Origin of the sequence: Streptomyces pathocidini, assembly GCF_001418495.1 — a bacterium.
Lineage (GTDB): Bacteria > Actinomycetota > Actinomycetes > Streptomycetales > Streptomycetaceae > Streptomyces > Streptomyces pathocidini.
Genome location: NZ_LIQY01000502.1, coordinates 1 through 7,450, shown reverse-complemented (window position 1 = coordinate 7,450; position 7,450 = coordinate 1). Strand labels below are relative to the sequence as shown.

General features: G+C 72.6%; 9 protein-coding genes. 3 read left to right on the top strand and 6 right to left on the bottom strand.

Features of this window, described 5'->3' with window-relative positions; genetic code table 11:
- Nucleotides 1-548: glycosyltransferase family protein (locus tag AOK16_RS21410; protein ID WP_478072508.1), on the top strand; the 548-nt coding region annotated here is incomplete at its 5' end.
- Nucleotides 549-652: 104 nt separating this feature from the next.
- Nucleotides 653-973: a nuclear transport factor 2-like protein gene (locus AOK16_RS21405; RefSeq protein ID WP_055473811.1), complete on the top strand. Its 321-nt coding sequence runs from the start codon at nt 653-655 to the stop codon at nt 971-973.
- Nucleotides 974-1,096: 123 nt separating this feature from the next.
- On the opposite strand, the gene AOK16_RS21400 is transcribed toward AOK16_RS21405, so the two are convergent.
- From AOK16_RS21400 to AOK16_RS21385, 4 genes are all read right to left on the bottom strand, one after another.
- On the bottom strand, nt 1,097-1,876 hold the full coding sequence (locus tag AOK16_RS21400; RefSeq protein WP_205627748.1) for a uracil-DNA glycosylase: 780 nt from the start codon (nt 1,874-1,876) through the stop codon (nt 1,097-1,099).
- A 222-nt stretch (nt 1,877-2,098) separates the two neighbouring features.
- Entirely contained in the window at nt 2,099-2,968 is an 870-nt protein-coding gene (locus AOK16_RS21395) for an SAM-dependent methyltransferase (RefSeq protein WP_079101629.1), read from the bottom strand.
- Between the two features lie 125 nt (nt 2,969-3,093).
- On the bottom strand, nt 3,094-3,318 hold the full coding sequence (locus AOK16_RS21390) for a hypothetical protein (RefSeq protein ID WP_055473809.1): 225 nt from the start codon (nt 3,316-3,318) through the stop codon (nt 3,094-3,096).
- A gap of 55 nt (nt 3,319-3,373) precedes the next feature.
- The gene (locus AOK16_RS21385) at nt 3,374-4,639 is read right to left on the bottom strand and encodes a Tm-1-like ATP-binding domain-containing protein (RefSeq protein ID WP_055473808.1); all 1,266 of its coding nucleotides are present in this window, start codon (nt 4,637-4,639) and stop codon (nt 3,374-3,376) included.
- Between the two features lie 158 nt (nt 4,640-4,797).
- On the opposite strand from AOK16_RS21385, the gene dhaK reads away from it, so the two are divergent.
- Nucleotides 4,798-5,790, top strand: a complete 993-nt coding sequence (dhaK, locus tag AOK16_RS21380; protein ID WP_055473807.1) for a dihydroxyacetone kinase subunit DhaK — start codon at nt 4,798-4,800, stop codon at nt 5,788-5,790.
- Nucleotides 5,791-5,837: 47 nt separating this feature from the next.
- On the opposite strand, the gene AOK16_RS21375 is transcribed toward dhaK, so the two are convergent.
- Together AOK16_RS21375 and AOK16_RS21370 are read right to left on the bottom strand one after the other, a co-directional pair.
- Entirely contained in the window at nt 5,838-6,584 is a 747-nt protein-coding gene (locus AOK16_RS21375) for a sulfite exporter TauE/SafE family protein (protein WP_055473806.1), read from the bottom strand.
- Between the two features lie 189 nt (nt 6,585-6,773).
- Complete coding sequence (locus AOK16_RS21370; protein WP_055473805.1) at nt 6,774-7,265, bottom strand: VOC family protein; 492 nt, start codon at nt 7,263-7,265, stop codon at nt 6,774-6,776.
- Between the last annotated feature and the right edge of the window lie 185 nt (nt 7,266-7,450).

The window sequence follows — 7,450 nt, the reverse complement described above, 5'->3', positions numbered from 1 at the left end:
AGTTCGGCGAGGCCGCGCAGGCACCACCCGCGCACTGGCGGACGATCCTCGACCGCCGCTCCCCCGGCCGCCCGGCCGTGCTGCTGTCCGCGGGGGCGTGGGGGGTGGGTACGGCGCTGAAGTCCACGGCACTGACGCTGGCGCACCACGGCTGTCTGCCCGTGCTGCTGTGCGGGCGGGACGAGCGGCTGCGGCACCGGGCGGCAGGGCTGCCGGGGGTGCTGGCGCTGGGCTGGGTGGGCGACATGCCGGGGCTGATGGCGGCGGCGCGGGTGCTGGTGGACAACGCGGCGGGCCAGACGGCCGTGCAGGCGCTGGCCGCGGAGCTCCCGGTGGTCGGCTACCGGCCGCTGCCGGGGCACGGCGCCGAGGGTGTACGGGAGATGGCGGCGGCAGGCCTCTCCGCGTACGCCGACGGGCCGGGCGAGCTGCTGTCGACCGTGGACCGGCTCGTCCCGCCGGGACCGGAGCGGAACCGGCGCGTCATGCTGGGGAAGTCGGCGTTCCGGACGGACGCGGCGGAGGCGATCACGGGGCTCCTCGGCTGAGCGCGGGCAGGCCGAATGGGTGACAATCGGTGGAGTGTCCGATTCCGTTCCGTATCCATCGGGCCCCTCGGAAGCCCTGGGAGCCGTTTGGGAGAGGAAGAGCGATGATCCGCACCGACAAGCTGTCCGACCCCACCGTGCGCGCCGTGGTCGACGCGATCAACAGCGGTGACCGGGACAAGTACTTCAACCTGCTGGCACCCGACGCGGTCATGACCGACGACGGGTCGGAGCGGGACCTCCACCAGTGGGCCGACAACGAGATCTTCATCTCCCACGGCCACATGGAGGTCGAGTCCCAGTCGAACAACGGCCACGACCTGATCGCCCGCTACAGCAACGACATGTGGGGCGAGATGCGCACCAAGTGGCACTTCGAGATCGCGGGTGACAAGGTCCGGCGCATCGACACCGGCCAGGCGTGACGCACCGCGGCGGCCGCCCTTCGTACACCTGAGCCGCGCCCCTGAGGCGCACTCCGTGTGCCTGAGAGCGCGGCTCGTACGCCCGAGGGCACGGCTCGTACGTCCGAGGACGCGGCCGCCGGCTCACGGCCCAGTGTGGTCGATGCCAGCCAACTCGGCGCCATGTGCGAGGACTTCACGGAGCATGGCCGGGGTGAGGCGGCCGGTGAAGACGTTGTGCTGGCTGACGTGGTAGCACCCCAGCAGGTGCAGCGCCGGCTCGCCTGCCGGGCCGGCGAGTTCGACGTGCGCGCCGTGCCCGAACCCGGGGCGTGGGCGGCCCACCTGCCAGCCCGCCTCGGCCAGGACCGGCAGCAGCGCCTGCCAGCCGAACGCCCCGAGGACGACGACCGCCCGCAACGTCGGCCGCAGCAGCTCCAGTTCGCGGGCGAGCCAGGGCCGGCAGGTGGAACGCTCCTCCGGGGTGGGCTTGTTGGCGGGCGGCGCGCAGTGCACGGGGGCGGCGATCCGCACCCCGTACAGCTCCAGCCCGTCGTCGCGCGTCACCGAGGTGGGCTGCGAGGCGAGGCCGACGGCGTGCAGGGCGGCAAAGAGGACGTCGCCGGAGCGGTCGCCGGTGAACATCCGGCCCGTGCGGTTGCCGCCGTGCGCGGCGGGCGCGAGGCCGACGATCGCCAGCCCGGCGTCGGGCGGTCCGAGGCCGGGGACGGGCTTGGCCCAGTAGTCCCAGTCGAGGAACGCCTTGCGTTTGACCCGCCCGGCCTCTTCCCGCCAGGCGACGAGTCGCGGGCAGGCGCGGCAGCGGGCCACGTCCCGGTCCAGTTCGCGGAGGTCGCGCGCCTTCGGGGCGCGGCGTGCGGGGAAGTCCGCCGCGTCGGGCCCGGTCCTGCCATGCTCAGCCACGCTCACCTCCTGGCAGACAGGCAGACGGCTGCTCGTCGGGCTGCCGCGGTTCCGGCCGGCTCCTGCGGTGGGGCCCTCCCTGCATAGCACCCGTGGGCCTCGGCCGCCCGTCGCGCTCGGCACCGAGGGGGTGGGCGCCGAGCGCGACGGCGAGTGGCCACGGCGGCGGAGCCCGGCACCCGGGCCGGTTTCAGCCCACACGTCCCGGGCCGGCCGGCGGGTTCACGGTTTGAGGCCCACTCCCACCCAGAGACTGACCTCGGCGTCGGTCAGTTCGCCGGTGGTCACGTGGGAGCGGGCGCCGTCCTCGTCCGGGTGCCACCGATGGGCGACCTCGACACCCGGTTCGACGAGATCGAGGTCCTCGAAGAAGGCCTCGACCTCGGCCTTGGTGCGGAACCGCACGGGTGTTCCGCCACCGGTGTAGATGTCGGTGACCTTCTGCCAGGTGGCCGGGTCAAAGTCGGGGGTGCAGTGCGAGAGGGCGAGTGCGGAGCCGGAGGGCAGCTCGGCCAGCAGCCGCCGCACGATCCCGTACGGGTCCTGCTGGTCGGTCACGAAGTGCATCAGCGCGTTGAGGCTGAGCGCGACCGGCTGGCTCAGGTCCAGCGTCGCGGACAGCTGCGGAGCGGCCAGGATCGCCTCGGGGTCGAGGACGTCTGCCTCGATGTAGGCGGTGGCACCCTGGTCCGAGCTGTTGAGCAGCGCCTGGGCGTGGGCGAGCACGACGGGGTCCTTGTCGACGTACACGACGCGGGCGTCGGGTGCGACGGTCTGGGCGACCTCGTGCAGGTTCGGGCTCGTGGGGATGCCCGTGCCGATGTCGAGCCACTGGCGGATGCCGCGCTTGGCGAGGTGGCGGGTCGCGCGGTGCATGAACGCGCGGTTGGCGCGGGCGCACACCATGATGCCCGGGTACGCCACGACGACCTTGGCGGCGGCCTCCCGGTCGGCGGGGTAGTTGTCCTTCCCGCCCAGGTAGAAGTCGTACATCCGGGCGCTGTGCGGCTTGTCCTGCCGCAGGTCCCGGCCGGTCCAGACGCCGGCCGCGCCGCTTCCGGAGTCCTGGTTGCCGGCCCCGTCCACTGCCATGGGGTACTCCTCCGTGGGGGAAATGATCATTCCGGATGCCGTGCATGGTAGCCCGCGGCGAACCGGACGGCCGCATTCAACTTGCCCAACTACCCTGCCAGACGCGGGTGTTGTCCGACCAGCCGCTACTTGCCCGGGCGGGTGTCCGACGGGGGCGGCGTGCTCTGGTGCGCGGCCGGGCTCGGTGCATGGGTGGGGCGCTGCGAGGAGGCGGGGGCCGGGCGGTGCCGGTCCGCGGCGGGGGCCAGTGCTCCGGATGCCGTGAAGCCGACCGTGGTCAGGAGCGCGACCACGCCGAGGGCGACGAGGGCGCGGGGCTGCGCGACGTCGGCGAGGTCTGGGTGGAGCATGCCTCAAGTCAAGGTCCGGCGGGTTCCGTTCGCCGCTCCGCCGGGCCCGTTCGGGTCACTCCCCCGGTTCCCCGGCCGCCCCGCGCCGAGTGATCATCGCGTGCAGCCGCTCTGCCGCGGCACGGCCGAACGCCGGGTCGTTGAGGTGGGTGTCCACCTCCCGTATCCCGACGCCGCTGGACCGCAGCCCCTCGCGCAGGGCCTCGAAGAGCGCCCCGTCGAGGGCCGGGTCGTGGTACGGGCCGCCGGGCGCGCCGAGCGTGGACAGCCCGCGCAGCGGCAGCAGCACCGACGCGGGCCCGGTCGCGGCCCGCAGCTTGGCGGCCACGCGGCGGCCCAGCTCGGCGCACTCGGCCTCGGTGGTGCGGATGACCGTGATGGACGGGTTGTGCACGCGTACGTGGCGGTCGCGGAAGCGCTCGGGGAGGGAATCGAGGGGGCCGAACTTCACCATGTCCAGGGCGCCCAGGCTCACCACCTGCGGGATACCCCTGCGCCCGGCGGCCTCCAGGCGGTCGGGGCCGGCGGTGAGGATGCCGCCCACGAGGTCGTCCGCGAGTTCGCTCAGGGTCAGGTCGAGGACGCCCGCGAAGAGGCCCTGCTCAGCCAGCGCCTCCAGGGAGCGGCCGCCAGAGCCGCTGGTGTGGAAGACCAGCACCTCGTAGCCGAGTTCGGCCAGCCGCTCGCGGGCGGCGTCCACGCCCGGCGTGGTGACGCCCGCCATCGAGGCGGCCACCACGGGCTTGGCGTCCCCCGCCGCCCAGTCCACCGACCGCTCGGCCCGCCCGGCGGCATAGCCCCGGGCCATGCCGGCCATCGCGTCCGCGGCGTTGGCCAGGACCGGGGTCAGGACGCGGTTGACGCCCGCGATGTCGACGACGCTGTACAGCATCGCGATGTCGGACGAGCCGACGTACGGGGTCACGTCCCCGGCGGCCATCGAGGAGACCATCAACTTCGGTACGCCCAGCGGCAGGGCGCGCATCGCGCGCGTGGCCATGGAGGTGCCGCCGCTGCCGCCGATGGCGAGTACGCCGTGCAGCCGGTCCTCCACGTACAGCCGCCGGACGATCTCGGCCGCGCCCTGGGCCATGGCCGTGACGGCCGCGCCGCGGTCGCCGTCGGCCTTGAGTTCCTCCACGTCCCGGCCCGCCGCGGCGGCAACCTCCGTGCGCGGGACGTCGGGCCGCACTCTCGGCTCGCCGACGACGCCGACGTCCACGAGCAGCACTTCCACCCCCGCCCGCAGCAGCCGGTCCCGCATCCATCCGTACTCCACGCCCTTGGTGTCCAGGGCTCCCACCAGCACAACGATCGCCATGACGCGTAATGAACACGCCAACCGGGTCGGGCCGCAAGCCCGCGGGTACGGTTCGCTGCCGCGGGGGGGGCGCCGGGTGGATCACGACCCGTGGCTTCTCGGGTGGGGGCTCCGTAGGCTGGAGGCGCCTGCTCGCCGACCTCGAAGGGACGCCCCCCATGCGCATGCTGATCAATGTTCCCGAGACCGTGGTCGCGGACGCGCTGCGCGGGGTGGCCGCCGCGCATCCGGAGCTGACGGTCGACGTCGACAACCGTGTCGTCGTACGGCGGGACGCGCCCGTCGCGGACAAGGTGGGCCTGGTCTCCGGCGGCGGTTCCGGGCACGAGCCTCTGCACGGCGGGTTCGTGGGGCCCGGGATGCTCGACGCGGCCTGCCCCGGCGAGGTCTTCACCTCGCCCGTGCCCGACCAGATGGTGCGGGCCGCGGCGGCGGTGGACAGCGGCAAGGGCGTGCTGTTCATCGTGAAGAACTACACGGGCGACGTGCTGAACTTCACCATGGCCGCCGAGCTGGCCGAGGACGAGGGCATCCAGGTGGCCAGCGTGCTCGTCGACGACGACGTGGCCGTGACCGACAGCACCTTCACGGCGGGGCGGCGCGGCACCGGCGCGACCCTGTTCGTCGAGAAGATCGCGGGCGCGCTGGCGGAGGAGGGCGCCCCGCTGGAGAAGGTCGAGGCGATCGCGCGCCGGGTCAACGAGTCCTCACGCAGCTTCGGGGTGGCGCTGAGCGCGTGCACGACGCCCGCGAAGGGCAGCCCCACGTTCGACCTGCCGGCGGGCGAGCTGGAACTGGGCATCGGCATTCACGGCGAGCCGGGGCGGGAGCGGCGCGCGATGATGACCTCCCGCGAGATCGCGGACTTCGCCGTCGACGCCGTCCTGGAGGACCTGCGCCCCGACGCGCCGGTGCTGGCGCTGGTCAACGGGATGGGGGCCACGCCGCTGCTGGAGCTGTACGGGTTCAACGCGGAGGTGCAGCGGGTGCTGGGCGAGCGGGGGGTGAGTGTCGCGCGGACGTTGGTCGGCAACTATGTCACCTCACTGGACATGGCGGGGTGTTCGGTGACGCTGTGCCAGGTCGACGAGGAGCTCCTGCGGTTGTGGGACGCACCGGTGGCGACGCCGGGGCTGCGCTGGGGTCGGTAGGCGTCCGGTACCGGAAGGGGCTCGGCGCAGGGATTCGGCGCAGGGGTTCAGCGCAGGAGGAGTTGGAGGCCGCCGAGGATCGTCGCGCCGATCACCAGGCGCTCGAAGAGGACCTGGTCGATCCGGTGCACGCACCCCTTGCCGATGAACGCGCCGGGGATGACGAAGAGGGCCAGCATCGCGTCGAGGAGGAGGGAGCGGGCGTCGATCAGGCCGAGGCCGACGCTGAAGGGCACCTTGGAGGTGTTGACGATGAGGAAGAACCACGCCGACGTGCCCAGGAAGCCGAGCTTCCGGAAGCCCGCGGAGAGCAGGTAGAGGGACATGACGGGGCCGCCCGCGTTGGCCACCATGGTCGTGAAACCGCCGAGGACCCCGTATGAACGGGCCTTGACTCGGCTGGTGTCGGGCGCGGGCAGGGCCTCCTCCGCGCCCGCGCGGCGGCGCCACAGCGTCACACCCGCCATCAGCAGCAGGATCGCGCCGATCGAGTTGCGGATCGCCGCGTCGCCGGCCCACGCCATGTATGCGGTGCCGAGGACGACACCCGCGGCGACGGCGGGGAAGAGGCGCCAGAGGGTGGGCCAGTGGGCGTGGCGGCGGTAGGTGATCACGGCGAGGATGTCGCCGACGATCAGTAGGGGGAGGAGGACGCCGGTGGACTCGCGGGCGGGGAGGACGGCCGCGAAGATCGCCAGGCTGACGGTGTTGGCGCCGCTGACCGCGGTCTTGGAGAAGCCGACGAGGGCCGAGGCCGCGGCGAGTACGAGGAATTCCCAGACGGTTATGTCCATGCCGGAGCCATGCTAGGGCCTGCGGCGGGCCTCGCTCGGTCCGGGGGGCGCAGCCCCCTCGCCCCCCGATCGCCCTCCGGGCTCGTCCTCAAACGCCGGACGGGCTTGGTTTTGCCTCAGGCTCAAGCATCAGGCGGGCTTGGTTTTGTCTCGGCCTCAAGCGCCGGGCGGGCTTGAACTACCTCAACCTCAGGCGCCGGACGGGCCGGAATTGCCTCTGGCGGCCTTCTCGATGGTTTGGAGGTCGATCTTGACCATTCCAAGCATCGCCTTCATGACCCGGTCCGCCGTGGCCGGGTCGGGGTCGCTGAGCAGGTCGGTCAGCCGTCTCGGCACGATCTGCCACGACAGTCCGTACTTGTCCTTGAGCCAGCCGCACTTGCTCTCCTCCCCACCCTCCAGCAGCTTGGCCCAGAGCTCGTCGACCTCCTCCTGGCTCCGGCAGTCGACGTAGAGCGAGACGGCTTCGGTGAAGTGGAAGTGCGGGCCGCCGTTGAGGGCGATGAACTGCTGTCCGGCCAGCTCGAACCTGATCGTCAGGACCTTGCCGGGCTCCCCTGGCCCCTCCTCGCCCCAGCGGAGGACCTCCAGGACCCGGGAGTCGTCGAAGACGGAGGTGTAGTGCTCGACCGCCTCCTCGGCCTGGTCGTCGAACCACAGGAAGGTCGTGATCTTCTGCATGGTGCGCTCTCCTCGCTGACCGGTCACCGTCCGGCTCGTCACCGTCCGACTCTTACCGGGTAGACCGGTCCGGCGCGGCAAACTCATCGGCGGCGGAAGAACCGACCTTTCGGGCTACGGCCCGTCGGTCGATCTTGCCGTTGGCGGTCAGCGGGAGAGCGTCCAGTGGCGTGAGCGCGGCGGGG

Coding starts and splice junctions, on each gene's coding strand:
- AOK16_RS21405 (WP_055473811.1), top strand. CDS start 653: ATGATCCGCACCGACAAGCTGTCCGACCCCACCGTGCGCGCCGTGGTC.
- AOK16_RS21395 (WP_079101629.1), bottom strand. CDS start 2,968: ATGGCAGTGGACGGGGCCGGCAACCAGGACTCCGGAAGCGGCGCGGCC.
- AOK16_RS21390 (WP_055473809.1), bottom strand. CDS start 3,318: ATGCTCCACCCAGACCTCGCCGACGTCGCGCAGCCCCGCGCCCTCGTC.
- AOK16_RS21385 (WP_055473808.1), bottom strand. CDS start 4,639: ATGGCGATCGTTGTGCTGGTGGGAGCCCTGGACACCAAGGGCGTGGAG.
- dhaK (WP_055473807.1), top strand. CDS start 4,798: ATGCGCATGCTGATCAATGTTCCCGAGACCGTGGTCGCGGACGCGCTG.
- AOK16_RS21375 (WP_055473806.1), bottom strand. CDS start 6,584: ATGGACATAACCGTCTGGGAATTCCTCGTACTCGCCGCGGCCTCGGCC.
- AOK16_RS21370 (WP_055473805.1), bottom strand. CDS start 7,265: ATGCAGAAGATCACGACCTTCCTGTGGTTCGACGACCAGGCCGAGGAG.